27 protein-coding genes are annotated in these 26,486 nt (G+C 36.0%); 24 read left to right on the top strand and 3 right to left on the bottom strand.

The window, feature by feature from the left end:
- Positions 1–207 precede the first annotated feature (207 nt).
- Positions 208–975, top strand: a complete 768-nt coding sequence (locus tag EDF66_RS23920) for a DNA polymerase beta superfamily protein (RefSeq protein WP_132845599.1) — start codon at positions 208–210, stop codon at positions 973–975.
- Positions 962–2,023: a DNA polymerase beta superfamily protein gene (locus EDF66_RS23925; protein WP_243656130.1), complete on the top strand. Its 1,062-nt coding sequence runs from the start codon at positions 962–964 to the stop codon at positions 2,021–2,023. The genes EDF66_RS23920 and EDF66_RS23925 overlap by 14 nt, the downstream gene beginning before the upstream one ends.
- Before the next feature lie 190 nt (positions 2,024–2,213).
- On the opposite strand, the gene EDF66_RS23930 is transcribed toward EDF66_RS23925, so the two are convergent.
- A complete protein-coding gene (locus tag EDF66_RS23930; protein WP_132845600.1) occupies positions 2,214–3,488 on the bottom strand; it encodes an ATP-binding protein in 1,275 nt (424 codons plus the stop codon).
- A gap of 215 nt (positions 3,489–3,703) precedes the next feature.
- On the opposite strand from EDF66_RS23930, the gene EDF66_RS23935 reads away from it, so the two are divergent.
- From EDF66_RS23935 to EDF66_RS24015, 17 genes are all read left to right on the top strand, one after another.
- A complete protein-coding gene (locus EDF66_RS23935) occupies positions 3,704–4,552 on the top strand; it encodes a helix-turn-helix domain-containing protein (RefSeq protein ID WP_132771129.1) in 849 nt (282 codons plus the stop codon).
- Between the two features lie 96 nt (positions 4,553–4,648).
- Positions 4,649–5,971: a TolC family protein gene (locus EDF66_RS23940; RefSeq protein ID WP_132845602.1), complete on the top strand. Its 1,323-nt coding sequence runs from the start codon at positions 4,649–4,651 to the stop codon at positions 5,969–5,971.
- Positions 5,972–6,008: 37 nt separating this feature from the next.
- Entirely contained in the window at positions 6,009–7,166 is a 1,158-nt protein-coding gene (locus EDF66_RS23945) for an HlyD family secretion protein (RefSeq protein WP_132845604.1), read from the top strand.
- Entirely contained in the window at positions 7,166–8,719 is a 1,554-nt protein-coding gene (locus EDF66_RS23950) for a hypothetical protein (protein WP_132845605.1), read from the top strand. Before EDF66_RS23945 ends, EDF66_RS23950 begins: the two co-directional genes overlap by 1 nt.
- A 112-nt stretch (positions 8,720–8,831) precedes the next feature.
- Complete coding sequence (locus EDF66_RS23955; protein ID WP_132845607.1) at positions 8,832–9,725, top strand: NAD(P)-dependent oxidoreductase; 894 nt, start codon at positions 8,832–8,834, stop codon at positions 9,723–9,725.
- Between the two features lie 71 nt (positions 9,726–9,796).
- Positions 9,797–10,372 carry a Crp/Fnr family transcriptional regulator gene (locus EDF66_RS23960; protein WP_132845609.1) on the top strand — a complete coding sequence of 192 codons (576 nt, stop codon included), beginning with the start codon at positions 9,797–9,799 and terminating at the stop codon, positions 10,370–10,372.
- A gap of 64 nt (positions 10,373–10,436) precedes the next feature.
- Positions 10,437–11,447, top strand: a complete 1,011-nt coding sequence (locus EDF66_RS23965) for an NAD-dependent epimerase/dehydratase family protein (protein WP_132845610.1) — start codon at positions 10,437–10,439, stop codon at positions 11,445–11,447.
- A gap of 149 nt (positions 11,448–11,596) precedes the next feature.
- Entirely contained in the window at positions 11,597–13,006 is a 1,410-nt protein-coding gene (locus EDF66_RS23970) for an alpha/beta hydrolase family protein (RefSeq protein ID WP_132845612.1), read from the top strand.
- A gap of 146 nt (positions 13,007–13,152) precedes the next feature.
- Positions 13,153–13,722, top strand: coding sequence for a dihydrofolate reductase family protein (locus EDF66_RS23975; RefSeq protein ID WP_132845613.1), 570 nt, complete (start codon positions 13,153–13,155; stop codon positions 13,720–13,722).
- Positions 13,723–13,790: 68 nt separating this feature from the next.
- Positions 13,791–14,180 (top strand): DUF1398 domain-containing protein, encoded by a 390-nt coding sequence (locus EDF66_RS23980; RefSeq protein ID WP_132845614.1) that lies wholly within the window; start codon positions 13,791–13,793, stop codon positions 14,178–14,180.
- A gap of 244 nt (positions 14,181–14,424) precedes the next feature.
- Complete coding sequence (locus EDF66_RS23985) at positions 14,425–14,808, top strand: hypothetical protein (protein WP_132845616.1); 384 nt, start codon at positions 14,425–14,427, stop codon at positions 14,806–14,808.
- Between the two features lie 270 nt (positions 14,809–15,078).
- The gene (locus EDF66_RS23990; RefSeq protein ID WP_132845618.1) at positions 15,079–16,563 is read left to right on the top strand and encodes a hypothetical protein; all 1,485 of its coding nucleotides are present in this window, start codon (positions 15,079–15,081) and stop codon (positions 16,561–16,563) included.
- Between the two features lie 24 nt (positions 16,564–16,587).
- The gene (locus EDF66_RS23995; protein ID WP_132845620.1) at positions 16,588–17,220 is read left to right on the top strand and encodes a hypothetical protein; all 633 of its coding nucleotides are present in this window, start codon (positions 16,588–16,590) and stop codon (positions 17,218–17,220) included.
- A gap of 7 nt (positions 17,221–17,227) precedes the next feature.
- Complete coding sequence (locus EDF66_RS24000; RefSeq protein ID WP_132845621.1) at positions 17,228–18,340, top strand: SMI1/KNR4 family protein; 1,113 nt, start codon at positions 17,228–17,230, stop codon at positions 18,338–18,340.
- A 138-nt stretch (positions 18,341–18,478) separates the two neighbouring features.
- Positions 18,479–18,997 (top strand): hypothetical protein, encoded by a 519-nt coding sequence (locus tag EDF66_RS24005; protein WP_409049547.1) that lies wholly within the window; start codon positions 18,479–18,481, stop codon positions 18,995–18,997.
- 18 nt (positions 18,998–19,015) lie between these two features.
- Complete coding sequence (locus EDF66_RS24010) at positions 19,016–19,507, top strand: SMI1/KNR4 family protein (RefSeq protein WP_132845625.1); 492 nt, start codon at positions 19,016–19,018, stop codon at positions 19,505–19,507.
- Between the two features lie 77 nt (positions 19,508–19,584).
- Positions 19,585–20,040 (top strand): hypothetical protein, encoded by a 456-nt coding sequence (locus EDF66_RS24015; protein WP_132845627.1) that lies wholly within the window; start codon positions 19,585–19,587, stop codon positions 20,038–20,040.
- A 17-nt stretch (positions 20,041–20,057) separates the two neighbouring features.
- Here the strand turns inward: EDF66_RS24015 and EDF66_RS24020 are convergent, their stop codons facing one another.
- Positions 20,058–21,134: a resolvase gene (locus EDF66_RS24020; protein ID WP_132845629.1), complete on the bottom strand. Its 1,077-nt coding sequence runs from the start codon at positions 21,132–21,134 to the stop codon at positions 20,058–20,060.
- A 133-nt stretch (positions 21,135–21,267) separates the two neighbouring features.
- On the opposite strand from EDF66_RS24020, the gene EDF66_RS24025 reads away from it, so the two are divergent.
- From EDF66_RS24025 to EDF66_RS24045, 5 genes are all read left to right on the top strand, one after another.
- Positions 21,268–21,828: a hypothetical protein gene (locus EDF66_RS24025; protein ID WP_132845631.1), complete on the top strand. Its 561-nt coding sequence runs from the start codon at positions 21,268–21,270 to the stop codon at positions 21,826–21,828.
- A 316-nt stretch (positions 21,829–22,144) separates the two neighbouring features.
- A complete protein-coding gene (locus tag EDF66_RS24030; protein ID WP_132845633.1) occupies positions 22,145–23,260 on the top strand; it encodes a serine hydrolase domain-containing protein in 1,116 nt (371 codons plus the stop codon).
- A 115-nt stretch (positions 23,261–23,375) separates the two neighbouring features.
- Entirely contained in the window at positions 23,376–23,945 is a 570-nt protein-coding gene (locus EDF66_RS24035; RefSeq protein ID WP_132845635.1) for a GNAT family N-acetyltransferase, read from the top strand.
- Between the two features lie 79 nt (positions 23,946–24,024).
- Positions 24,025–25,050 (top strand): TlpA disulfide reductase family protein, encoded by a 1,026-nt coding sequence (locus EDF66_RS24040; protein ID WP_132845637.1) that lies wholly within the window; start codon positions 24,025–24,027, stop codon positions 25,048–25,050.
- Between the two features lie 160 nt (positions 25,051–25,210).
- A complete protein-coding gene (locus EDF66_RS24045) occupies positions 25,211–26,215 on the top strand; it encodes a two-component regulator propeller domain-containing protein (protein WP_132845638.1) in 1,005 nt (334 codons plus the stop codon).
- A gap of 37 nt (positions 26,216–26,252) precedes the next feature.
- On the opposite strand, the gene EDF66_RS24050 is transcribed toward EDF66_RS24045, so the two are convergent.
- The coding region (locus EDF66_RS24050) for an ATP-binding protein (RefSeq protein WP_165902513.1) at positions 26,253–26,486 on the bottom strand (234 nt) is incomplete at its 5' end.

Consider the following 26,486-nt stretch of genomic DNA (forward strand, 5'->3'; position numbering starts at 1 on the left):
GAGAATAAATGATTTATATTCCTGCGCAATCAAGTTGCGTAGCTACTGCGATTCGACTTGGTTTATTTTGATCTTAAATATTTTATTGTTTTGATTTTCAGCTTTTTATATTGTTAATTTTTATTGCGCAGTTAAGCTGCAGTAGGTAGCTCTCATCTTTGTCATGTAGTACAAAGGAATGTTCCTTTGTGGAAAATAAAATTGAAAATGGATCATCATTATTTATGCGGAATCATTCAAGAAATTGAAATTAAGGAAAATATAAAGATACTTTATGCATGTGAGTCAGGAAGTCGTGCATGGGGTTTTCCATCTTTAGACAGTGACTACGATATTCGGTTTATCTATCAAAGACGAAAGACCGATTATCTATCGGTCTTCTCTATAGAAGAGGATATTAAGTACCCAATTGTTGGTGATCTTGATATTTATGGTTGGGATATTCGCAAAGTACTGAAGCTACTTTACAAAAGTAACTGTACATTATATGAATGGTTGCAATCCCCAATTTGTTATGGAGATTATAGTTTTTTTAAAAATGATTTTATCACACTACTTGATTATGCACCTAACTTGCGTGCACATATGCACCATTATTTAGGTTTATGTCATAAGAAAATGGAAGGGCTTGATCAGTCAAACATCTCGCTGAAAGATTTTCTTTACATTGCTAGAAGTCTTTTATCAGCTCTATGGATTGAAACAAACAGATCTTATGCGCCAATGGAAATGAAAGATTTAATGCGATTGCTTCCATCCGATCTTATTAAAAGTCTGGAGTCGATTATTATGATAAAAGCATCAGTTAGAGAAGATTTTATATTCTCTCCGGATGAGAAGCTGTGTATCTATATGAAAAATACATTCAAAAAACTTAAAGATACTGTTATGACGATACCTGCTTTAAAAATCTCAGTAGAACCGATCAATAGTTATTTTATAGACTTAATACGTAAAGAAGATGATGATAATTAAAGATCTGCATGATCAAAATCTGATTCTGTTTAAAGCAATAACAGGAAGCAGGGCTTACGGTTTAGATACAGCGGCATCTGATACAGATATTAAAGGCGTGTTTTACTTACCAAAAAATGTATTCTATGGTTTAAGCTACATCGCTCAAATTAATAACGATAGTCATGATGAGGTATATTATGAATTAGGCAGATTTGTCGAATTACTCAGTAAAAACAATCCAGGAGCAATGGAACTACTGGCTAGTGCTTCAGCATCCATATTGATAAACCATCCATTAATGGCAAATTTTCAATTTAAAAAACTCCTTAATATGGGATTGATAGACAGTTTTGTTCAATATGCGATGCAGCAGGTGAAAAAAGCCAAAGGCTTGAACAAAAAGATCAATAATCCACATGCAGGAGCGCGGAAAAGTTTATTAGATTTTGCTTACATAATGAGTAGCGGAAAAAGTTATCCTGTAGAATCATGGTTACAGGATCATAAGTTAAAGTCTCACTTTTGCGGATTGATTAAATTGAATCATTGTAAAAATGTGTTTGCATTATATTATGATAAGAATGAGCAAGGATTATATCGCGGTATAATGGCAAAAGCAGATAGCCATGAAGTTGCCTTGAGCTCCATTGCGAAAGGAGAGGAGACCTTAGCATTGCTCTTTGTTAATCATGAAGCCTATTCTTCATATTGTAAAGATTTTAAGGCATACAAGGAGTGGGAAAAGAAGCGTAATGTTATGCGTTATGCTGGAACTGTCGCACATGGACAAGGATATGATGCTAAAAATATGATGCATACTATACGTCTGATGGAGGTTGCGCGAGATTTGTTATTAAAGGGAGAACTCATTCTTAAGCGCCCTAATCGTGAAGCATTGCTCGAAATAAAATCAGGCAGATGCACATATGATGAATTATGTAGAAAGGTGGAAGTGATACAATGTGAAATTGATGAAATGTATTTCGAGAGTTCATTCCCAAAATCAGTGGATACCACTTATTTAGAAAAAAGTCTTCTTCAAATACGCGAATCGTTATATCAATAGATACTGAATATGATCGTTCGTATAGAAATATAATTGTCTTAAATATTTTTATGTTTAAGACAATTATACAGAAAGTCAAAAGCATTTTTCAATTATTTAGCAGCCTTGTCTAACATCCAAATGAATTTAATTTCAGATTTGGATACGGAAAATGCTTAAATTTTAAGTTCACCCATTGAATAAAGCAGATCTACCTTTCCAGTATCTTTCTGATCGTATCACGCTCTTTTTCCGAAAGCGCAATAGCATTTTCAAAAAGTGGTACTATATCCTGTTTACGGTCTGTTTGCAAGAGCAGGTCCAGAAGACCGAGATAAGTACGTATGAGGTCAGCTTTGATGCCAACAAAGGCACGTGGATCGGCAATATACAGTTCCTGAATCAGAGATAGTAAAATCCTTTTTCGGTTTACATCGATATCCGACGAACTATAATGCGGCAGTAGGTTTTTCTTCTCCAGTTCTTCAAGTTTGACTGTGACGGCCTGCTCGCGAATATATTTTTTCTGTTTACGCTCCAGAAAATCACGTAATTCAGCCAGTAATTTACGATAAATAACCTGCTGTTCTTTTTCACTGAAGAGATTGCTTTCCGAAGAAATCGCGATATCAGCTTGCTCGAATTGATCAAAGAAGTCAGATTCTATATATATCGAGTGGTGGAAGTCGATCGCATTATTATTAAAACTACTGAGCAGTTTTGCTACTTCAGTTTTGTTGCTGTTTAAAAAATAGTAATAGTAACGGTCTCCGATCTGTTCTTTCCATCGGATATAGTTTACACGGAAGCTGTACGAGTTTTCCGCTATACTATAAAGAGTGAATATTGTACTGTCGGTCTCCTGTATCAGGTTATGATAATGAAGTGCAGTCCCATTGAGGAGGATGCGGTACCCCCAATCCCGGTTGAGAAGCAGATACCAACCAAATTCCTGCGCAAGAAAATCTGTAAATTCTTCAGACTCCAGTGTAGTAGCTGTTAGTCCAAAGATACCTTCCAGTTTGACAGTTGTACCAGTTCCCTCAGGTTTAGCCGCTGATTTGATATCCCCGATATCATACTGTTCTTTAGCGTCACGATCTATTCGTATGCTATAGGAAATCAGCTCATCATCTGTCTTAACAGTGGTATTCCAAGTTGCTCGTGTGGCAAAGAGTGAGAAAGAAAAACGGCCTTTTCCCTTTTTTCCACGCGTATAGGAGCTCCGTTTTAAGTTATTTTTCTTGAGTGAATCTAAAAAATTTCCAAATGAAAGGTTCAGTGTTTCCCTGGGAATTCCTTCTCCATTATCACGAATGCAGATACTTGTTATAAATCCGAGGGTATTACTTTCGATGTCGATAGAGACTTCTGTAGCCTTAGCATCAAATCCATTCCAGATATATTCTGCCATAACATGTTTGGCGTCTTTTGGTAAACCTGCCGATTCTATACTCGTATTGGTGATCTTGGTGTTATTCTTCATAATGGATTGATCTATTTAAAAGTACAATAATAATTGGGTAAATCATAGTTCTGTGTGACTGATGCTGATCATATGAAATAGCTAAAAATTACGGTTTCTGCAACGTACATGTAATGGAAAGTAAACGGGTCATTCGATAGACAGCGTCAAAAGATAATATTGCATATAAAATAATTTTATCTTAGTTTGTCCCTTAGTACTTAAAGAGTTTGCTGATGTCATTGATAAGAATACTAAATGAAAAAGACTTTTTTGAAAATGCTAAAATGGGCCATATCCTGAGACCCGCTAATTTTAGCATGATTTTTATCAGAAGTGGATCCATTCATTTGGAGATCAATAACCAATCTGTTTCTTATGTGGAGGATCACGTTTTACTGATATCCTCGCATAACAGCTATAAATTGAGCCATTATACCGATGACCTTAAAATATACATGCTGATCTATAATCGGGAGACTATCAGGGAAAAGATTCATTTTAACTTTAGCCGGTACGATGTGTACCGGATCATCAATGCGGAGAAAAATCAAAATATCTTCAATCCAGATAAAGTGATTTTTGACCAGTTAACCGGTTTGGTGGAACTTATGATTTATCAGACTGATATGGAGAATAGACAATCTTTCTTTCACGAACAGATCATCCTCTCCATATTTTCCACCATAACCTATAAATTGATGGATTCATTAGAAATCCAGCTTCAATTTGACCGAAAACGAAATGCACGAAAAGAGGAAATCACCTTGCAGTTTCTTGAATTGGCTACAGATTATTATAAAACGGAAAAGGAGTTAGATTTTTATGCCAAAAAACTCAATATCTCGATCAAGTATCTATCGATTTGTGTCAAGGAAATTACCGATATAGCACCTTCTGTATTTATTGCTACAGCCTTACTCAATGAGGCTAAAACTTTACTGTTCAGTTCAAAGGATACCATTACAAGGATTGCCGAGGAATTAAACTTCTCAGATCAGTATGCTTTTGGTAAATTTTTTAAAAAGCATACGGGATTAAGTCCCAAAAATTACCGGAATAAACACGAGGTTACCTTGTTTTGATACTATTTGGACTTCTTTTGCCCCGCTTTCAACCTTTTTGTTAGGGTTGTTTTTTACGACTTTTGTGCTGTGAAATTCTAAAATGTATCGCACACAATGAAAATAAAACCATTCAGTTATCTGTTTTTGGTAATCGGATTGCTTTTTTCAGACTCCTTACTATTTGCTCAGGAAGCTACTCAAAAAAAGCTCAGCGTTGAAGAACTCTTTTCTTTGGTTCTGGAAAACAATCCAACTTTATCAGTTTCCAAAGCAGGTATAAAAATAGCAAAACAGAACGTAGAGGTCGCTAAAAATTTACAGCTTCCTGATCTTAATCTAAGCGCCAGCGCTCTTTATATCGGTGACGGTGTCCTACTTGATAAAGATTTTTCCAATTCGACGACGGTCAAGATGCCACATTTTGGCAATAACTATGCCTTGGAAGCGACTCAGTTAATCTGGAAGGGTGGTATGGTGAAACATACTATCCAAGCCAAATCGCTACAAGAAGATCTCGCAACCCTGAATTATCAGTTTAACGAGCAGAATATCAAGTTGCTAGCCTTGGGCTACTATTTGGACTTGTATAAGCTACAAAACCAGGCTTCCGTATACCGTAAAAATATTCAATTGGCCGAGCAACGTTTACAGAATATCAGCCGGTTTTATAAAGAAGGTATGGTCACTCGAAATGATGTGATCCGTGGTGAACTGCAGATCTCCAATCTAAACCTGGCTTTACAGGTGATCGAGAATAATGTGCAGATCTTGAATAAACAGCTATTGGTTGCCTTGGGTCTTCCTGAAGGAATACAGCTCCTGGCAGATGAAAAGCTATTGCAAACCAATTTGGAAGCATCTCCTTTAGCGTTCTATCAAAACGATATTGATCAGCACCCCTCAGTTCTCATGAGTAAAAAGGGTGTTGAACTATCCGAAACAGCAACGAAGATAACAAAGACCGAACGTATGCCCACTTTAGCCGCTTTTGCAGGTAATAAATTGCAAAGACCAATTACGACTACATCACCCGCCCTGGATATGTACTCAAATGGTTGGAATGTAGGTTTGTCATTAAGCTATGATATCAGTTCGCTCTACAAATCTTCTAAAAAGATACAGGCTAACAGATATGAATTAGAGAAAGCTAAAGCGCAGGAAAATGAAACAGAAAAAATGATCGAAGTTGCGGTTAATGCCGCCTACATAAAATATAATGAAACACGTAGCCAGAACTCAACATTGGCAAAAAATAAAGATCTGACAGAGGAGAATTACAGAATCATGGAAAGTAAATACAATAACCAGCTGGCCATTCTGCTTGATATGATCGATGCAAGCAATGCGAAGTTGGATGCTGAACTGCAGTACACCAACTCGGAAATCAATATCGTGTTTGCGTATTACAAATTATTGAAAGAAAGCGGGAAAATGTAAGAACTGGAAACTAACTCCATCGAAGTAGATAAAAAATATGTCACAAAATCAGGATCAGAATCAAGGAACAGATTCGGTAGAAAATACAGGTGTTAAATCAAGTAAAGTAAAACAGAGAATGCCTAAAAAAAAGAACAGAGGAACGATCGTCAGTATGTTGGTGCTATTATTGGTATTGGCAGGACTCTATTGGGTAATCCACGCCTATTTCAATATCGGTAATAACCGTTTTACCAATGCAGCACAGGTCGAATCGTATATTAACCCGATCAATACCCGGGTATCGGCCTATATCAAAGATATTCGTTTTATCGAGCATCAGTACGTAAAAAAGGGAGATACTTTGCTTATATTGGATGATAGTGAGATTCAGACTCAACTGGGGCAGGCGGAAGCAGCCTATTTGTCGGCACTTGCATCTAAGCATGTTACGGCTAATTCGGTCAGAACAGCAACTAATAATATCGGTACAGCACAATCTAACAGCGATGCCGCTCAGGCCAACATTGCTTCGGCAAAAGCAAGATTGTGGAATGCGGAACAGAATTTTAACCGTTATAAAAACCTTTTGAAGGACGAGGCGGTAACCCGTCAACAGTTCGACCAGGTGAAAACGGAATATGAAGCGAGTAGTGCTGCTCTAGAGGCGGTATCTTCGCAATACCAAGCTGTAGCCAATGCGCAAGGTACTTCGGTACTTACGGTTACCGAGGTACAGTCCCGTTTAGGAATGAACGATGCAGAGATCAAACGTGCTGAAAATGCATTAAATATGGCCAAACTGAATTTATCATATACCGTGATCACAGCGCCTCATGATGGTATCATGGGGAGAAGGACGATCAATATTGGACAGCTGTTGAGTCCAAGTCAGCAGGTAGCAACTATCGTCGACAGTAATAACATCTGGATCACGGCCAATTATCGGGAGAAGCAGATGGAAAATGTTATGATCGGAGGATTGGCGACCATTCAGGTAGATGCTCTGGGGGGAAAGCACTTTGTCGGGAAAATCACGGCGATCTCAGGCGCGACAGGCGCGCGGTATGCGGCAGTACCTTTGGATAACTCCACCGGTAATTTTGTAAAGGTACAGCAAAGAATACCTGTAAGAATAGAATTTACTTCGGAAAATAAAACCGAGGACTTAAAACTGTTGCGTGCAGGAATGAATGTGGAGGTTACTTTAAGATAATGTATAATAAAGGATTGTTTGCAGCTTGGGTGCCCAAACCGCTCATGTTATTGCTCATTTTTATTTTTCTGATCCCGGTACTCAGTATCAATAGCGTTTACAGCAATAGTATTACCGATATCTCAGGGGCGCTTGCGACCTATACGGAATATATGGCGATGGCAAGTAATGCTACTACAATCGGAATGGGAGTAGCTATTATCTTTAGTCTGCGGGTGAAAATGCGTTTCCGCTCTAAGGAAATCATTGTGTTCTGTTCGATAGTTCTTGCACTGTTATCGTACTGTATTGGTACGACTGACAATCCTTTGGTCGTTATTATTGCAGGTTTCTTTATTGGTTTTTTTAAAACTTTTCCTTTTATAGAGCTTTTATTGGTCATGATGGTCATCCTGACGCCTACTGGAGATCGCGGCAAATTCTACGCGATGTTTTATCCGCTTTCGATCTGTCTGTCTCAGTTATCAGCTTACCTCATGGCCGACGTCGTGTTTGACGGAAGCTGGCAGGCACCCTATTTTCTGATGTCTGCGGTTATGCTGGTCATTGCGGCGCTTTCATTGATCTTTCAGCACAATCAACGGTTCTCCTTTCGGATGCCCTTATCACAGATTGATTGGCTTTCTTTAGGTTTACTCGCTATTGCAGCCTTGAGTTTGGATTTTGCACTTACCTTTATGAAGCAACAGGGATGGTTTAATTCTCCTTATATTATAGTGTCTATTCTGCTATGTCTACTACTTATAGCAATCGTAATTTATAGGCAAAAGGGAGCAAAACGTAAATTAGTCAAATTTGAACTGTTTACCGCAAGAGTCAACATCTGGTACAGTATGTTGCTGCTGTTGCTGTTGGGGATATATCTGGCAACTTCTACTTTGCTGTCGCAATATACTGTAGGAGCACTCGGCTACAATAATCTCTTAAATTCGGAGCTGAATCTATGGATGATTCCTGGAATCATATTGGCAGGTATATATGGGTATATCAGTTTTAAGCATAAATGGTTACTGAAGTATTTTATTGCTTCGGGATTTCTGGTGTTCTTTATTCATTGCCTAATGATGTATCTGCTCATACAGCCACAGATGAATATGGAATATCTTTATTTTCCGATGTTCTTAAAGGGGCTAGGGATGGGAATACTCTATATTGGAATCTGGTTTTATGCCGGTTCTGGTCTGAATATGGATGAGCTTCTCGGTATTGTAGGGGTTTTGATCATAGTCAGAACATTTGTAGCAACAGCACTTGGCGCCGCTATTTTAAATTGGGCTTCCTATCAAGGGCAATGGCAGAGTCTGTATGACAGTGCACTGTATATGGATATCGGTGATTTTTCTAATGGGATAGCGATGTATCCGGCCTCGCAGCTCAATGCCATGCTGGCGGCTTTGAAGATCGTCTTCGGTGTATTGTGCTGGATCAGTATTCCGGTGCTTCTATTGGTGCTGTTGCATCACTTTGGCAGATTCAATCAAAGACGATTGGTGCTGTTTCGCAAAATAGTCCGGGGAAACAAGGTGCGTGGATATTATTTCAGCCGCCGTTAGTCTTAAGAAGATCGGTTGTACGAGAAACCTAGGCAAAAGCAAAGTATCTGTCTCTTTTGCACAATTCTGTTTAAAAGAATTTGCTGGTGTATTATTTCGCTATATTTGATGAATGAAATTTAATCAAATTACGATTATAGATGATTGTGGCATTCAAGAATCTATTGTACAAAAGATAGCCGAATTGTCGAAGTCGTCCATCATCATATTTAATAATACACCCGTTTCTAAAGAGGAAATTATTCAAAGAATTGGTGATAGTGATTGTATTCTTCTAAGTTGGAAGACAATTATTTCTGCTGAAATTTTAGAAGCTTGTCCGTCCTTGAAATTTATTGGACTTTGTTGCAGTTTGTATGATGAGAGTGCTGCAAATGTTGATATAGCAGCTGCGCGAAAACTAGGAATAACGGTTAAAGGTGTAAGGGATTACGGAGATGAAGGAGCTGCCGAATTTATCTTTGCTCAATTGATCTATTTATTTCAGGGATTAGGAAAATACCAATGGAAAGCTGACTCAACCGAATTGAAGGGGAAAAGTATAGGTATTATAGGTTTGGGAACCCTCGGGAGTATGGTCGCAACAATGGCTGGACATTTTGGAATGAAAGTGTTTTATTATAACAGAAATAGAAAAACAGAAGCCGAACAAAAAGGAATTACTTATTTACCGCTGCATAAGCTTCTTGCTATTTGTGATGTTGTCACGACCCATCTTCCTAAAAATACAATTCTTCTTGGAGAGTCCGAGTTTAGTATCAAGAAAAAGAATTCAATATTGATCAATACATCATTAGGATTGACCTTTGATAAAGTAGCTTTTAGTCAATGGTTGCTTACTGATGAATCTTCTTATGCAATTTTTGATGCAGATGGAATGGCTCCATATGCTGACGAATTGTCTAAAAAGAACCGGGTTATCAGTTCTGATAAATTTGCGGGTTTTACAGCTGAGGCGAAAATAAGGTTATCTGAAAAAGTATTGGAAAACCTGTTGGCTTATTAATAGCTTAGTAAAACAATTCTCTTGTAAAAACTATTTCCGTAAAAAAACAGATCATTATTAAATTTCAATCCATGCACGCAAAGTTTATTGATCTTATCACCAAGCATGTTATCCTTTCCGATCAGGAAAAAGAATTATGCCGGCGTTTTATGGAACCTGTTTTTTATCCTAAAAATCAGATCATCGAAGAGCAAGGGAAGGTTCCGGCTTATCTATATTTTGTGGTATCAGGCTTTGTACGTTTGTTTCACTATAATGAAAAGGGTGATGAAGTGACGACTCATATCAACTGTCCTCCTGGGTTTATCACGTCCTATATAAATTTTAGCAATCAGACGCGATCAGACGAAAATCTTGAATGCATCACCGAATGCGAGCTTTTGCGTATTACCAGATCTGATCTGGATCTTTTAATACAACAGACACCATCATTCAAAGACTTTAGCATCTATGTGTTTCAGCAATCGTTATCGTACAATGAAAAAAGATCCAGGGAGTTGGCAACACTAACGGCAGAGCAACGGTATTTAAAACTAATGAACGAACAACCAGAAATACTTCATCACGTTCCGATGCAATATATCGCTTCTTTTTTAGGAATGAATCCTAAAAGTTTGAGCCGAATCCGTAAAAAGATCATTAAGTAACATTTGTGAAGTGGTTTAAAATGAATAAGGCAGAACTTTGCTTTATCATTTAAAATCAATGAACATGAAAACTAAAGATTTGGTATTGGTATCCGGAGCAAACGGGCATTTGGGAAACAACTTAGTAAGATTATTAATAAGTAAAGGTTTTCGCGTTAGAGCGTCCGTCCGTAATATTAGAAATCTAGATTACTTCAACGATCTGGATTGTGAAGTCGTGCAGGCAGATATTACAGACAAGCAATCATTTAAAAACGCATTGCAAGGTGTTGATACTTTCTATGCCGTGGGGGCCGCATTTAAACTATGGGCTAAAGATCCACAGAAAGATATCTACGATGTAAATTTGCAGGGGACCCGCAATACCATCGAAGCTGCTGCAGACGCAGGTGTTTCGAAAATTGTGTATGTAAGTTCCATAGCTGCTTTGAACTATACCCATACGCCAACAAAAGAAAGTAACGGTTACAATCCCGACCGGAGAGATGCCTATTACAACTCTAAAAATGACGGCGAAAAGCTTGCTTTCAAGCTGGCAAAGGAGTTAGGAATTGAATTGGTTTCCGTTATGCCTGGAGCGATGATAGGGAGCGAAGCCCTACTTCCGCTGAATGTATCCTATGCTGTATTGACGTTAATCTTAAAAAAACGGATTCCTGTAGATACCCATATCGCACTCAATTGGGTCGATGTAAAAGATGTCGCCGAAGGTTGTTATCTGGCTGCAGAGAAAGGTAGGTCTGGAGAACGGTATATCCTCACTAATGAAAGATGCATGAGCATTACCGAAACGACAAAACTTGCACAAAAGCTCTATCCCGAACTTAACCTGCGTATTCCCGTTTCTGTCCCGAAGTTCATACTATATGGTATTGCCGGATTGATGCAGTTTGCAGCAAAGCTAAGTGGAAGACCTCCCTTAATTACAACTAAAGAAATCGCCATGTTCTCTGGATTGCAGCAAGATTTTGATATTTCCAAAGCAAGAAATGAATTAGGATTTAATCCCAAAAGTAGCCAACAGGCAGTTAAAGAAGCATTAGCTTATCTTATGGAACACAAGGAAATGCTTTAGCAATCTTTTATTTTAATCGTGTCCTATGGGATACTTATCCGTCTAAGTCTACAGACATAATAAATACCGAGACATAAATTGGCTATTATAAAGACAGTATCCCTTAAATTAAATAATTATATTTGATTATAATACCAATCACCCACTTTATGAAATTAAAATTACTTCTCACTTTCTTAACAGCTACGTGCTTTATAAATCAATTGGCAGCACAAGATCTACCCTCTAAAACAGTATGGGAGGGCAAAATAGAAAATATCCGTATATTTCTAAGGATATCGAAAGATAGCTTAACAAATCAGTACGTTGCCGTTTTTGATAGCCCAGATCAAGGTGCTATGGGATTGAAGGTTTCTGAGTTAAAGGTCACAAATGACAGTGTGACTGCTTTTTCAGCTCAAATAGGCGGAGGTTTCTATGGTGCATTTAAATCAGGTAGAACTGAATTGGTTGGCGAGTGGAAGCAAGGAGGCGCACTACCATTGGTTTTAAAAAGAGTTGAAAAGGAATTTGAGATTAAGCGGCCACAGATGCCCAAGGCTCCTTTCCCTTACAAGGAAGAAAAAGTTATTTACTACAATACCGATAAATCAATTCAATACGGTGCTACTCTGACTTTACCTGATACGAATAAGCAAGTACCCGCTGTAATTTTAATTACAGGATCTGGGCAGCAAGATCGCGATGAAACTTTGTTTGGACATAAACCTTTTTGGGTCATTGCTGATTATCTGAGTAGAAATGGTATTGCTGTATTACGTGTTGATGATCGCGGTGTTGGAGAAACGACAGGTGAGGTGATGAATGCGACATCATTGGATTTTGCGGGAGACGTGCTGGTCGGTATGGAATTCTTGAAGGCACATCAGGGGATTGATAGCAAAAAAATAGGCCTTATAGGACATAGCGAAGGTGGTATTATTGGCCCTATGGCAGCTGTGCAGTCTAAAGATGTAGCCTTTATCGTTAGTTTGGCAGGAGTAGGTATTAAAGGCCGGGAATTAATGGCGATGCAGTTAAAGAATAATTATGAACAGCTCGGATTAAATACGGAAGAGGTTAGTAGATTTGACAGTCTGTTGAATATGTTATTTGATCTTTCTGCGACTTATTCAGACAATGAGGAACTCAAGCCAATATTTGCAAAGAAAATGAAAGCATGGCTCAATAGCCAGCCTGAGCCATTCCTGGCTAAGCTTGGTTATACCGGACCGCAGGCTTATAATAATATTGATGAATTTGCAGCAAGATTCTTTCTGCCCTGGATGCGTTCTTTTTTGAAATATGATCCAGCAACCACTTTAACAAAAATTAAGATACCTGTCTTAGCTTTGAACGGCGAAAAAGATGTGCAGGTATCGGCTCAGGAAAACCTTTCTGGTTTTAAAACGTTGCTTACCAAAGCAGGAAATAAAAATTTTAAAGTGATTGCGATGCCCGGATTGAATCACCTGTTTCAGCATGCAAAAACAGGTCTAGTGAGTGAATATGTTACTATTGAAGAAACGATTTCTCCTGAGGTGTTAAATATCATGAAGAATTGGATAAAGAGTTTGTAAGTAGGTTGTTATAGACAACTGATCAGTTTCTTATGGAAAAATACAAAAGGAATGGCTAAAGGCCCCCTTGTATTGTCGCAAATACACCCTGATCGCGTAACTCGTATACGTTAATTTTGATTAATCATTGACCAAATTGAAAAGACATGAGAAAGATTCGAATTTTTGAACATATTTCGCTTGATGGTGTGATTGAACATGACGGCGATTATGAATATGGGGCGTGGACGACTGCATATCGTAGCCCAGCTGGTGCAGCACTTCTTTTTGAAGCATATGGACCAAATTTTGACCTTCTCCTTGGACGTACTACCTATGACATATTCAGTGAATTTTGGCCCAATGCTGGAGATTTTCCAATGGCCAATGCGATCAATGTGGCTACTAAATATATTGCAACACACAGCCCAAAGAGTTTAAGCTGGGGTCCGGTGGAAGGCTTGGGCACGGATGTGCTACAGGAAATTACAGCGCTTAAGGCAACAGCTGGACCTGATCTGATTATTGTCGGAAGCTCCACGTTAACATCAAAATTGTTAGATTCCGGACTTGTTGATGAGGTTGTATTGATTACCTATCCTGTTTTGCTTGGTCAGGGTAAACGATTGTTAGGAGACGGTATAACCGCGCGCGAATTTGCATTTGTAAGCTCTAAAGCAACTCCCACGGGACTGCTTATCAACACTTACAAAGACATAGGCCCTTTGAAAAAGTAGTTTATAACTTCAAATTATGAATTTTAATATACATGAACAATAATAACAGAAAATAATATACAAATAAGATGTTTACAATAGAGCAGATCGAGGAAGCGCATAGCAAAGTTAAATCCGGAGCAGACTTTCCTAACTATATTCAAGAAATAAAAAATTTAGGTGTAATAGCATTCGACACTTGGGTAAGAGATAGTCACACCGAGTATATCGGTGAAAATGAATTTAAGACCGTTTCAAAACCCTTGTATGAGAACTTAGAAGTTAAGGCAGTCTTTGATCCATTAAAATTTAGGGATTATTTAAAGATACACCAAAAAGGGGAGACTGATTACTTCACTTTTTGCAAACATTGTGCGGAGACCGGTGTGAAAAAATGGACTGTTTCGCTGCATTCCATGACATGCACGTATTATGACATGGCCGATAATGAAATTTTAACAGAAAAAATACCTGAGTAGGTGTATGTGATAATAATTTGAGATAGGAAATTATCATTGTTCGTCTCTAAAGTATGTTATTGACTACTGAAAATCCTCTGGAAAACAATGAGCTTACTAATAAGGAGCTCGTCGGTTAGCTAAAAATTGAAGTTATTTATTAATAAATATCGGGTTAAATATACTAGCAATTTCCGTATTATTCCCTCGTTAATATGTCAAAAGGCATAGTATTTGCTTATCGAATTCCATAAAATTAATCCATATGAAAAAGACCATTTTACTTTTTGTATTGTTATGTACTGCTTTTTTTTCGCGAGCAGATCAACTTCAGGCTTTAACACAGAAGCAAGCAGAAGCGGCAGTCGTATACCTTAAAAAAGAACCAATTGTGATTTTGTGGTGCAGTTGCTGTGATAATGAAACACCTAAAAAAGTTACTGTTAATGAAGTGTTTTATAAAAAAGATAGCGATGGAAAATACTATTCTGTCATATTAAAAGGAAGGGATGAAAGTGGAAAGGAAGTGGAAGAATATTTAGATCTGGCTTATGTGTTCGTAAAAAAAGGTAGAAAAGCACAAAGTTTAGGTAAGGTTTTGAAATTTGAGTGTGATCCTTGTACTAAGCCATTTGAATGGTCGAAGTAAAATATAGAAGAATAGCCTGCAAGAAGCTGGGGTATTTTCAAAACTGATTTACATCAAACCGAAATGCCGTTATTTTAAAATAACGGCATTTATATTTTAGATGAATTTCTAAAGATCAACTTCAAGAAATAGCAGAGTGCCTAAGTTCTTTGTCTTTTTAAAATCCAATTGGAAATCATATAATATGCTAAAATATAGCTGATAACGGGGATAGTATTCATCTTATATTCTCTTTAATATTGATGGATAAGATGAATAAAATTATTAAGCATGAAAACTATAGCTTTTAGTATCCTATTTATGTTGATTTCAATCATAGCTTGTACACAAGAAAAAAAGGACAATTCTCCTGATGTTCTTTTAAAAAAGAAGACCATAAATAGTGTTCCTTTTTTAACGAAGCAAAATGATTTTATCTATGTAGATAAAACAAGTTTGAAAGCTGTCACAAATCAAAAATTCCGTACGGCCTCCCTATTGACACCGACAGGTTTTGCAATTGTTGAAAATGACAAAAATGAATATGCGGCCATAGACGAAAATGGAAAAATAGTTTTGGATTTTTCAGCCAGCGAAATCAATTTAAATGTTATAAATGGTTTAACTTTTTACAAAAGAGACCTGGAATATACCAAGAAGATGCCCATCTGGAAGTGGGATTGGAATATTTTGGGAGGAGGAATCCAAAAAGAAAAAAACTACCACAACATTGAAATAGGAGTAGTAGAAACTAAGCAAATTTTACTTCACAAGGATATTCCATATTTGGATGACAGTTACTATTTAAATTTTATTCCAGTAGATAAAAACCACATCTTTTGGAATGGTACCCTTTATGAAATCAAAAAAAATCGCTTGAATAAAATTGAACATAATATTACTGAATTGCTTGAAAATAAACGCTTTATTAAAGCTTCTAATGCAGGTTTTTCCATTTATGAACTGAACCATAAAAAACCAATTCACAACGGATTGAAAGGTGTCGACACACTTTCAGTGCAATTTGAGAAAGAAACAATCGTGCTCAATGAAATTAATAAAGAACGTTATACACCTGAAGTTCCTAAACTACTATTAGATAGCGAAACTAATGCTGTTTATCCATTTCCACAATATGAAAAGGTATTTCCAAAGGAAATCACAAAGGCAACAGCTAAACAGATCGATTTCATAAGTAAAACTACCTTAGTGTATTCAATAACTAATTCACCTTATTTTCTATTGGGTGTTTTTAATTATGATCATGCTATTTGGGCGTTCGATTGGCTATATATTGATACCAAAGGAACTGTTGTTGATACCATTGATACGTATAATTTTAAGGTCATGGATCAAGTAGGAAATTTGGTCTGGCCCGATAGAAAAATGATTTTACCAAATAGATACATGGATAAAAATTGGAAATTTGGCAAAATAAATTCATACGAAGGCATGGGTGATTTATATATTATTCCGATTGAAGACGAAAAACAATTTCGCACTAAAGGTTTGTGGAATCGACGCCAACATGTATGGGAGATAAAGCCCGAATATCATGAAATATCGGTTTTGGATATTGAAAATCAGATCTATGCGCTTCAAAAAGAACAGGATGGATTGTATGCACTTTACGATAATAAAAATAAACAAAATATTGGATCAAAAGCCTATCAATCCATTAATTCGGATGGACTAGTCACGGTTAAATTGAATGCAGAGCAAACTATTTATTACTATATTGACATTTGTTCTGGAAAAGAATACAAAGAAAATTAATAATAAACTCCAAATACGATATTTATGATTTTCAGAATGCTGTTAGCACTTGTTGCTTGTGTTTTAAGTTTATCCTCTTTTGCGCAGATACGTACAGGAGTATATTTTCCTTCTGATCAAAAATTCAATGAAATAATTGAAGATCTTGGAAATCCATTGCCCGGAAATCCGGTAATGGTTGTTCAATCATTTGTTCCCAACCGCGGAAGTTATGTTTGGTTTTTAAACGAAAGCAAAGCTGCACAGGCCGCTTATCTTAACGATAACCCCAAGGATCTGCACGCAGGAATTTTTCTGGAAGATCATGGCGGATTAATTTCAAAAATTACCTTTAAAGATTTTGCTGTAGGATTGGCACAACCGATCTATCTCATTAATTACTGTGAAGTTGGAGATGCAGATAAGGATGGTTTTCCTGAGTTTTACCTTACTTATTTTCAAGAATCAGATGGTTTAGATGCTAAACCGCTGAAAGTTATCGTTTACACAAATGGGGGCGGAAAAACATTCTTAAAATCAAAGATTACCGGTTGGATTCCTTTTCAGGAAGAAGATCAGTATCGAGAAGAAAGAGATGCAAATTTTAAGTTATTACCCAGAGAGATAAGACGGAACGCTGAAAAAATACTGCACGATGCGAAAAGTCAACTGAATTAACATACCTATGAAATTACCCAATCACTGGCAGAACTTTATTAAAATATTTCAGAAGAAATTTAATTCTGAAATCGTGTCTGATAGCATACGTGTTTTTCAAGATGAGGAAGCTATTAAAGAACGCTTTACAACCCATCAGTTTGAGATGTATTTGCCTTATTATATTCCTGTGGCCGATGATTCTGGAGGACAAGTGGCCGTAATTTCTAGAAATGAGGAGGACACAAAGGTATATCTTACTTCTTATGGCACCTTGGAAGAAAAATATTTTAAAATATTAGATCGAGATTTACTGCATTGGATGCAACGAAAATTTCCTTTTGATCACGAAGATAAACAGGAAAACGAATTAACAGCGGAACAGCAGGCATCTTTTGAAAGTGAAAATAAGCGCCTCATAGAGCAAGTTGGTCAGTTTCCTTCCTTATTAAATTTTTGGAATCAAACGTATTCGATTGAAAATCTCTGTCTCCCGGAAAACTTTCCAGTAGTAGATCAACTGCTGGCATTCCAAGATGGATACGCTTTTAATACGGTTGCATCAAAAAGCTTGATTGGCGAAAAGGAAGGAGATTTCAAGGAAAGTTGGCTAGTCATTGCCAGTAATTATTTTGCAGACCCTTTTTTTATCGATTTTAACGATTCAGAAGAAAATTTTCCCGTTTATTTTGCCTTCCATGGCGCAGGAAAATGGAAACCTATTAAAGTGGCGGATAACATTGATACTTTTCAAAATGTTTTACGAACCATTTTCGAGCTACGGTATGATAAAAATGGCCTACTTTCATTATTAACGGAATTTAGTATTTCAGGCAATGAATTTTGGGATGAAGTTTATCAAAATGTGCTGGAGATGCCAGAGATGGCAGAAGAGGAGCAAAATGAAATGATCAACGATTCGGATTGGCAGGAGGCTGAGGTGTATATCACAGATATCGGTCCGAATAAAATGAAAATAGTCTCCTTATTAAAAGCGAAGTATCGATTGTCGGGTGCTGAAGCGCTGCAAATGAGTAAGGAAGCTCTTATATTGTATCACAAAGGTCCTAAAAAATGGATACACAGCAGCGTTAAAGAATTAGAGAATTTAGGTGCTCAGGTAGCAATCGTTATACTGTGATCATTAAAGTGAATGTATAAATAGGTTGTTGGAAAAAAAGTTAAAACTCTAAAAACTACCAGTATCGGGGATATTTTCAAACGGTATCATTTGTTATCTTTAATTCAAAGATTTAGTAGGAATAAGAAAGTGAGATATTTGGCAGTTTTAACTTCATTTTTAGCGTTATTTGGTTGTAAAACAAATGTTCAGAAATTGCAGATTTCTACTATTTACACCGAACCAAAGCGGGTATTAAAAGAAATTCCAGAAACTGGTGCAATACAAACTTATGTGAGCCGTAAGGAAGTTACAGAACGCCTAGTTCCTCGTATTTACATGCTCTATAAAAATGCTGAAACTCTTAAATTTCGGATGCAGGGCAACATCAGTTCCAGTGGCCATGCTGTTCATCAGCTTAGAAAAATTCGTTTTGAAAGAGGAGAACAAAAGGGGAATACCATCACATTGCGGTATTACGTAGAGATTAAAAAATATCCAGGCAAGGAAAGCGCTGATGTAAAGGGATATAATTATACCAAAGATGAAATTTATAAAATACCTAATGATGTTAAATTAATAAATATCCAATTGTATGAAGACCGGATCGATGGTATAGCAGCTACCAATCCAAAACTTATAGCTGAGCAGACCTTTAATTTCTTTGCAAAAATCTAGACATCTGAAAACGAAACGATGAACCTATTAAGTGAATACCTACATTTTATTACGAAGGACTCTGATCATGAAACTTTAAATAAAAGATTTCAGACACGATATTCGAACCTGCCGGATGATTATCTTGCTTTTTTAAAAACATACTCCTTGCTCACGAACCACTCCGATACAACATGGTTTAACAGCATTGCAGATTTTAATGAGACAAATGATGAAAATGATTTCAAATGGAATGAATTTGAAATTCTGTCCTTAGACGCTTTTGATGGAGATGTTGAAAATCAACAAGTGGTAAAGAATTTTTGGAATCAACATGTACCTATTATTCTATCTGTTAAAAAAGGTTATGCCTATTTTGCTCTTCATGTTTCAGAAGAAAATTTTGGAAAAATCTATTATGGTCAAGAACCTGAGTTTGAAGAAACAGAACTTGTGTCGGACAGTTTTAGTGCTTTCATTGAAGCGATCCAAAAGAGATCATTAAAGAAAGAATACCTGGATTTGTTTTAAAGATCATAAAATGGTCAAACAAATTTTAGAAATGATTGTACTTGAAAAGGCTTGCATATTAACAAAATAAAGCGACAATGAAAAAAACTGCTTCCTTTACTTTTTTTAGCCTCTTGCTGACAATAACGATTCTAAGTTGTGCAGATGCTGAAAGAAAGAAAAACAATTTCCCTAACGATCTAAAAAATAGCAAATGGATCATTCAGGAAGGAGGGCTTGTCACGATAGATGGTGATACAACCTATCGCTTATCAAAAAGAATAGATACGGCATTTATTTTCAATTTTTACGCAATAGACTTTCTCGATCAAGAAAGATTTACAAGTTATGATAGTTGGGAATGTGGCAATGATTGTTTCACACAAATATTTGGAAGATATTATTTCACCAAAGCAGATCAAATTGAAATGCAGGTTGATAGCATTGCCCGATCTGGAACATGTGAAGCCCCAACCCAGGTTTTCACCATATCAAAAGTCATGTCCTTTAATATGGTGAAAAAAGGTGATCAACTGCAGCTGATCAGAAAATAGCAGTTATATATTCTTAACTAAAATAGATTCGGCTTCAACTGAATTTTTATGTAAGCTGTCTTTTGGTTTTTACCCTTCGCGGGCGCTGAATTTGTCGGGAATACTTCAGTATAAAAAGTGTCGTTATCCGCCCAAAAAGCTTTTTTATGATCTGCAATTTTGAAGTTCGTAAAATTAATATACAGCAGGTTTTCCTGATCAGAAACTTGCTCCGCGTATTTGTTAATGGTAAAATCACTTCCTACGTCATTGTTTGAATTGACATAAGAAATCCAATTTTTACCTGGAATAATTTGTGGATAACCACCGGTAAACGTTCTAAAATTAACTTCAGGTTTTATCGTATAAAACGAGTAGTACATATCGTATACTTCAGGCGATTCTTCTTTGAAGATCTCTAAATTTAGTGTAGGAGACTGCCCGATATATTCATTGGATAACATGCCGTCTTCTGTATGGACATTCTCATGCTGCACAATCGTGGTTTCTTTTCCATTTTCCGTATACACCCAGTTGCCATCTTTCAGTTTTACTTTCGGATTTTTCACTAAGACTTCATCGATTCGATTTTTAGAAGCTGTTTTAAATTCTTGTGCTGAAACCTCTGCTATCGTACCGAATTTACGGAATGATTTATTTTTAAAATCTTGAGTTTTCTTCAATAAGCTGCTTCTGATCTCATAAAGATCTTTACCTTCTAAGGTCAAATCAAATGAGGCTGTGAATTCTGACTTCAGAACAAAAGCTTCAATGCTATTCGAAATGTTATTATCAATGCTAAAATGGATCGCGTAAAAATCATCAAACTCCTCAAATCCGTAGTAATTATCGAGTTTATTTTTAGCTACTTTTAGGTGATCAGCATCTTTGCTTGGAGCCATAAAAAAATGAACAGAATCTAGTTTAGTAAATAATTGAAAGGGTACATCCTGTATATTATCTACACCTTTTATCTTTTTGAAATCGGTTAGTGTAATGATTTTCTTCGTAACTTCATTGGTCTCTTTATTAGTTTCTGTTGCTTTAGGAGACGGATTACATCCCACAAAAGTAACAACTAGGGTGGATATGACGAATGGATATAATGTTTTCATTTTTTGTGTCTTTTAGCAAAGATATTACTATTCAAATTGGCTTAATATGGCCGAAAGCAGGGATTTATTGAAGGGCATATTTTAGACAATTTTAAAAAAGATAAATGAAAGACTTTAAAATTATTCAATACACATGAAAAATGTAATCATTAACTTCTCTTTTGCGATGGCTCTACTCGCTTCTTGCTCACCAGTTGCCGAAAAGAAAGGGGATAAATCTACTGATATAGTTCCAAAAGTAGATACAGCCGCTGCGCCTGTTCTTCGAAAAAATACGGTAACTAAAGTGGATCTTCCGACTGATCTTTCAACCTTAATCCCTATTGATGTATTGGATAGCACAAGTACAAATGTGTATGTGAAATACGGTATAGAATTCTCCGGGAACTGTTATTCATGCGATTTAGCTAGTTTATCCATTACAAAGAATAAAATGATATGGACCAATGTCTGTGATGAAAAAGACACTTTTGAAATTGATGATTTCGTTGCTTCTATCGAAGGAAATAAAACAACTTTAAAAACATCAGAACGCACGTATATTTTAACAAAAATAGATCCTGCACCTGTTTATGAGCTGGTATTAGAAGGGAAGAAACTGGAACTAAAAAACAAAAGAATATCAAAGTTTTTTACAGTTAAAGAAGCTTTACCACTTTTTAAAGAACATGATTGTGGCGATTTTGGAGGATAATTAATGATTACTGTTCAACTTTTATTCGAACATAAAATTGAATATGTCGAGCATAGCGCTTGTAATTACATTCCAAAGAAGAGAAAAGAACGAAAAACATAATTTGAGAATGCGATTTTTTTTTGTGCTGATCTCGAAGAGTTGCCAGGGGCGTCTGCGTTCATAATCAAAAGTTATCAATCGAATATCTTTTAAGCCGTTTGGAGTCTGATGTGTCTTCAAACGGTTTTTTTAGCAATGAAAATATTTAATTGGGAAAATTATTTTACTTTATTTAAAAATAGTATTTTTGATTGTAATAATTTTAAATCATTTTATGAATAACCAAGTTAAACTTATGGGTGTAATTATATTCACTTTATTTTCGCAGCTCTGCCTTGCACAAGAAGATACTCGACATATACAGCTTCACCATTTACTAGACAGTTTACATCGTAGCAATGCCTTCAATGGTAATGTCCTTGTCGCTGAAAAAGGTAAGGTTATTTATCAGGAAAGTTTCGGTCTGGCCGACGAAAAATCAAAAAGAAAAATTGATCATGATACTGCTTTTGAACTCGCATCGGTTTCTAAACAATTTACAGCAATGGCGATTATACTACTTCAGAAGCAAGGAAAGTTATCCTATTCGGACGAGGTTTCTAAGTATGTTCCAGAACTTGCCGCATATAAAGGAATTACCTTACATCATTTATTAGTTCATACCAGTGGCCTCCCTGATTATATGGCGCTAGCTGTAAAATATTGGAACAAGAATGATATCGCAACCAATGCCAGTATTCTTAAATTATTTGAACAGGTTAAGCCTGAAAGAGAATTTCAGCCAAATGAAAAATGGGAGTACAGTGATACCGGATATTTAGTATTAGCTACAGTTATTGAACGTGTCAGTAAATCTTCTTTTAATGATTTTTTAAAACAAAATATTTTCATGCCACTCGGTATGAATAGGACGTTTATATATCAGCGAAGATACGAACCAATGCAAATTAAGAATTACGCCGAGGGATATATTTATTCCGACAGTTTGAAAAGAAAAATACTTCCAGATGAATTAGGAAACGGAAATTATGAAGTTTTTCTCGATGGAGTCGTTGGAGATGGAATGGTAAATTCAACAACTGAAGATCTTTTGAAATGGGATAGGGCATTATATACCGATCAGTTGATTGACGATAATGATAAGAAGTTGGTATTTTCTTCCCATGACACTTCCACAGGGCAAGCTACAGCATATGGGTATGGATGGTTCATAGAAAATTCAGAAAAATACGGCAAAGTAGTTTCTCATTCTGGCGATTGGGCAGGTTATATCACATATATTGAAAGACATATCGACCGCGATAAAACTATTATAATATTGCAAAATAATAGTTTAGAAAGTACAGTTATTCCTGTACCTGATATTTGCAAAATTATTTATGGCGAATAAGTTCCTCAATGGTCTTCATCAATAAGACTGTGAAATATCCAGTTACTTTTATAATAGTATTGCGGAACTTATGTATATTGAGCTAGTATAAGCAACTATAAGCCACAAACACAAAATGAATATAGAAACATTTTTCTCATCTGAATTGATTCTTGAAAACGAGTCAATTTTTATGCGCCCTTTGACCATTCATGATATTGATACAATAGAATCTATAAGCTATAGTACAGCACTAGGCGAATTTGGAGCAAGAGTAAAAAACAGAAATGATCTAACAGATTATTTTAATTTCTGTCTTCATGCAAAACAGGAAAAGGAATTATACCCACTCATCATTATCAGGAAGGAAGACGGTGATCCAATCGGATTAACGATGTTTGGAAATATCAGTTTTCAGCATAAAAGATTAGAAATCGGATGGACATGGATTGGCGAAAAATATCAAGGAACAGGTATAAATGCAATTTGTAAAAGACTTCTCCTTGACTATTCCTTTGACATTTTAGATCTACGTCGAGTAGAATTTAAAATAGATATCAACAATCTCAAATCACAAAGAGCAATAGAAAAGATCGGTGCGGTTAAAGAAGGGCTTTTAAGAAATTACAATATTCAGTCTTATGGTGAAAGTAAAGGAACTTACGTTTACAGTATTCTTCAAGAAGAATGGAACAAAAATATATAGGCAATGATCATGTAAAATTAATAGAAAAGGAAAACATTAAATCAATTTTAAAAGTAAGTTGTTAAAATTATATTTTATTATGAAGTGCCTTCAGACTATAGTTCTTATTCTACTGTGTTCTCATTTATTTGGGCAACAAAAAGATGGCTATATTACCATATCAGGTAAAATAGCTGACTTAGGAAATGAAAAAATCTATGTGCGGAATAAGAATAGTATAACACTTCCAGGGCAAATCTATCCTTACTTGGATTCTATTATTGCTAAAAATGATCAGTTTGAAATGAAAGTTCCTTTGAAGGAATGTCTTATGATTTCTTTAGAAAAAGAAGGAAGTGAAAAATGGATAACCTTTCTAGGAATACCAAATACGCATTATACTGTTCAAGGTGATACAGCAACCATCTATCAGGCTTCGATCAAAGGAGATCAGGAATATGAAGATTATACGAAGTTAGTTCAGGTTTTAAGTAAGTTAGAATCCAAAAATCCTGTCGACTCAAATGCGATAACAATGATCGCTAATCATATTCAGAAATATAATTCGAGTACTTCGGCATTATTTGCCATGAATTATATTAGTAGAATATATCCCACAGATGTAAATTTGAGTTTGATGAAACAATTAAACCCTAAAGTTCAAGAGACGGAACTGTATCAAACAATGATGAATACGATAGATCAGGTACCATTCAATAATTGGAATAAGGATATACCGAAAGATGGTTTTCTTACAACTGAAAATGAGCCGTTCAATTGGAACAAGTTAAAAGATAAATATACCGTTATTTCTTTTTGGGCTAGCTACTGTGGACCATGTTTAGCTGAAATCCCTGAACTTGAAGCATTGATCAAAAAATACAATGTTAATTTTGTTTCAATATCATTAGACAATGATCGGTTTTATTGGTTAAATACAATCAATCGAAGCAAGTATCCGGGCATCCATATCAATAATTTTAAAGGTTTTAATAGCCCGTTATTAAATTATTTTAAAATAAAAAGCATTCCAAAACTGTATTTGTTAGATAAAGATCTTAAACCTTTAGAATCGGAGGGTTCACTTATTTCATTATTGCAACTATTAGATAAAACAAAACTATAGATGTTTAACTATTATTAGTAGGGTCGATAAGCCATATATTCGTATTAGTACATAGCTTAGCATTTTCTGTAGGTCTGTCGTGGAATGTGTAGTACTTAATAATGAGGTTATGGTGGTCAATGAAAAAGGATAATTAGATTCATGGAAAATTAAGGTTAAGATGAAAGTTAAATTAGATAGACAATATGTATTTGTCCTTTGCTACCTGTTTCTAGTCGGAATAGTTTCTTGTCATCATCAAAGTCAAACAATTCAGACTAAAGATAATACGCAACCCATTGAAAATGAAGTCGACTCCACACGATTGAAATACAGTAGTGGTATTCGTTCAATCTTAGAAGATAGCAAAGGAAATATTTGGTTTGGCAGTCACAGTGAAGGGGTTGGCATGCTTCGGGATGGAAGACTTCATTATTTTACAACAGAAAATGGATTAAGCCACAATCAGGTCCGAAATATGTATGAAGACGCGAATGGTATCCTGTGGTTTGAATGCGGTAAAGGTCTAAGTACATACGATGGACAGCACATGACCATTTATAGAGCAAAAGATTATAACTCAAAAAGCGAGTGGAAAATAAAAGATCAAGACCTTTATTTTAAAGGAAATGAAATGGAGGCGTACAACAAGCTTGAAGGAGATCCGGGGGTGTATCAGTATGATGGACAGAAACTTTCATATCGTAAATTTCCTATTAAAACAAAACCACGACATGAGAATCATTATTCCATTAGTACAGCATTTGTCAAAAGTAAAAATGGAACACTTTGGTTTGGGAGCTATGGTGCAGTGATCGGTTATAATGGCTCCGATTTCAAAATATTTAACGATGAATCTTTGGGTCTCAATGATCAGACCGGACATCTTCATGCCCGTAGTATTATGGTAGATGGAAAAGGAAATCTCTGGATCGCCAATAATGGGATCGGTGTATTAAAATATGACGGTAAAAAAGTGATTAATTTTACCAAGGAACAAAAACTAAAAAAGAAGGATACCAAAGGTAATTCTCTTGAGAAAGTTTTTTCGATTGGAGAGGATAGCTTAGGTTGTGTCTGGTTTGGGACGGTAGGCTCTGGTATATGGAGATACGATGGTAAATCCATCAAAAACTTCAAGAAAGAAGACGGTGTAAATAGCAAATTTACTTTCATCAATTTTTAGCAAAAGTATTTCACCACTTTTCTTCAAAAAAATACGTTTACTTTTCCGGTGTATTTTCTTGTTTTTTTTCAGTGAAGATCGTCTGTCGGTTATCCATCCGATAACTTGTTCCTTTCAATTTAACAACCTCACATCGATATAATAATCTATCCAATAATGCTGTTGCCAGCACTTCGTCTTCAAGCGTTTCTGCCCACTGTTTTGGAGACTTATTGGTTGTGATAATGATGGATGCCTGTTCATGGAGGTGGTTGATCATATTGAAGAAAGC

It is taken from the genome of Sphingobacterium sp. JUb20 (assembly GCF_004342035.1).
Taxonomy (GTDB): Bacteria; Bacteroidota; Bacteroidia; order Sphingobacteriales; family Sphingobacteriaceae; genus Sphingobacterium; species Sphingobacterium anhuiense.

Coding starts and splice junctions, on each gene's coding strand:
- EDF66_RS24000 (WP_132845621.1), top strand. CDS start 17,228: ATGAAATTACCCAATCACTGGCAGAACTTTATTAAAATATTTCAGAAG.
- EDF66_RS23995 (WP_132845620.1), top strand. CDS start 16,588: ATGATTTTCAGAATGCTGTTAGCACTTGTTGCTTGTGTTTTAAGTTTA.
- EDF66_RS23950 (WP_132845605.1), top strand. CDS start 7,166: ATGTATAATAAAGGATTGTTTGCAGCTTGGGTGCCCAAACCGCTCATG.
- EDF66_RS23920 (WP_132845599.1), top strand. CDS start 208: ATGGATCATCATTATTTATGCGGAATCATTCAAGAAATTGAAATTAAG.
- EDF66_RS23940 (WP_132845602.1), top strand. CDS start 4,649: ATGAAAATAAAACCATTCAGTTATCTGTTTTTGGTAATCGGATTGCTT.
- EDF66_RS23970 (WP_132845612.1), top strand. CDS start 11,597: ATGAAATTAAAATTACTTCTCACTTTCTTAACAGCTACGTGCTTTATA.
- EDF66_RS23960 (WP_132845609.1), top strand. CDS start 9,797: ATGCACGCAAAGTTTATTGATCTTATCACCAAGCATGTTATCCTTTCC.
- EDF66_RS24025 (WP_132845631.1), top strand. CDS start 21,268: ATGAAAAATGTAATCATTAACTTCTCTTTTGCGATGGCTCTACTCGCT.
- EDF66_RS24035 (WP_132845635.1), top strand. CDS start 23,376: ATGAATATAGAAACATTTTTCTCATCTGAATTGATTCTTGAAAACGAG.
- EDF66_RS23935 (WP_132771129.1), top strand. CDS start 3,704: ATGTCATTGATAAGAATACTAAATGAAAAAGACTTTTTTGAAAATGCT.
- EDF66_RS23990 (WP_132845618.1), top strand. CDS start 15,079: ATGAAAACTATAGCTTTTAGTATCCTATTTATGTTGATTTCAATCATA.
- EDF66_RS24010 (WP_132845625.1), top strand. CDS start 19,016: ATGAACCTATTAAGTGAATACCTACATTTTATTACGAAGGACTCTGAT.
- EDF66_RS23975 (WP_132845613.1), top strand. CDS start 13,153: ATGAGAAAGATTCGAATTTTTGAACATATTTCGCTTGATGGTGTGATT.
- EDF66_RS24045 (WP_132845638.1), top strand. CDS start 25,211: ATGAAAGTTAAATTAGATAGACAATATGTATTTGTCCTTTGCTACCTG.
- EDF66_RS23945 (WP_132845604.1), top strand. CDS start 6,009: ATGTCACAAAATCAGGATCAGAATCAAGGAACAGATTCGGTAGAAAAT.
- EDF66_RS23955 (WP_132845607.1), top strand. CDS start 8,832: ATGAAATTTAATCAAATTACGATTATAGATGATTGTGGCATTCAAGAA.
- EDF66_RS24040 (WP_132845637.1), top strand. CDS start 24,025: ATGAAGTGCCTTCAGACTATAGTTCTTATTCTACTGTGTTCTCATTTA.
- EDF66_RS23980 (WP_132845614.1), top strand. CDS start 13,791: ATGTTTACAATAGAGCAGATCGAGGAAGCGCATAGCAAAGTTAAATCC.
- EDF66_RS23985 (WP_132845616.1), top strand. CDS start 14,425: ATGAAAAAGACCATTTTACTTTTTGTATTGTTATGTACTGCTTTTTTT.
- EDF66_RS23965 (WP_132845610.1), top strand. CDS start 10,437: ATGAAAACTAAAGATTTGGTATTGGTATCCGGAGCAAACGGGCATTTG.
- EDF66_RS24020 (WP_132845629.1), bottom strand. CDS start 21,134: ATGAAAACATTATATCCATTCGTCATATCCACCCTAGTTGTTACTTTT.
- EDF66_RS23925 (WP_243656130.1), top strand. CDS start 962: ATGATGATAATTAAAGATCTGCATGATCAAAATCTGATTCTGTTTAAA.
- EDF66_RS24015 (WP_132845627.1), top strand. CDS start 19,585: ATGAAAAAAACTGCTTCCTTTACTTTTTTTAGCCTCTTGCTGACAATA.
- EDF66_RS24030 (WP_132845633.1), top strand. CDS start 22,145: ATGAATAACCAAGTTAAACTTATGGGTGTAATTATATTCACTTTATTT.
- EDF66_RS23930 (WP_132845600.1), bottom strand. CDS start 3,488: ATGAAGAATAACACCAAGATCACCAATACGAGTATAGAATCGGCAGGT.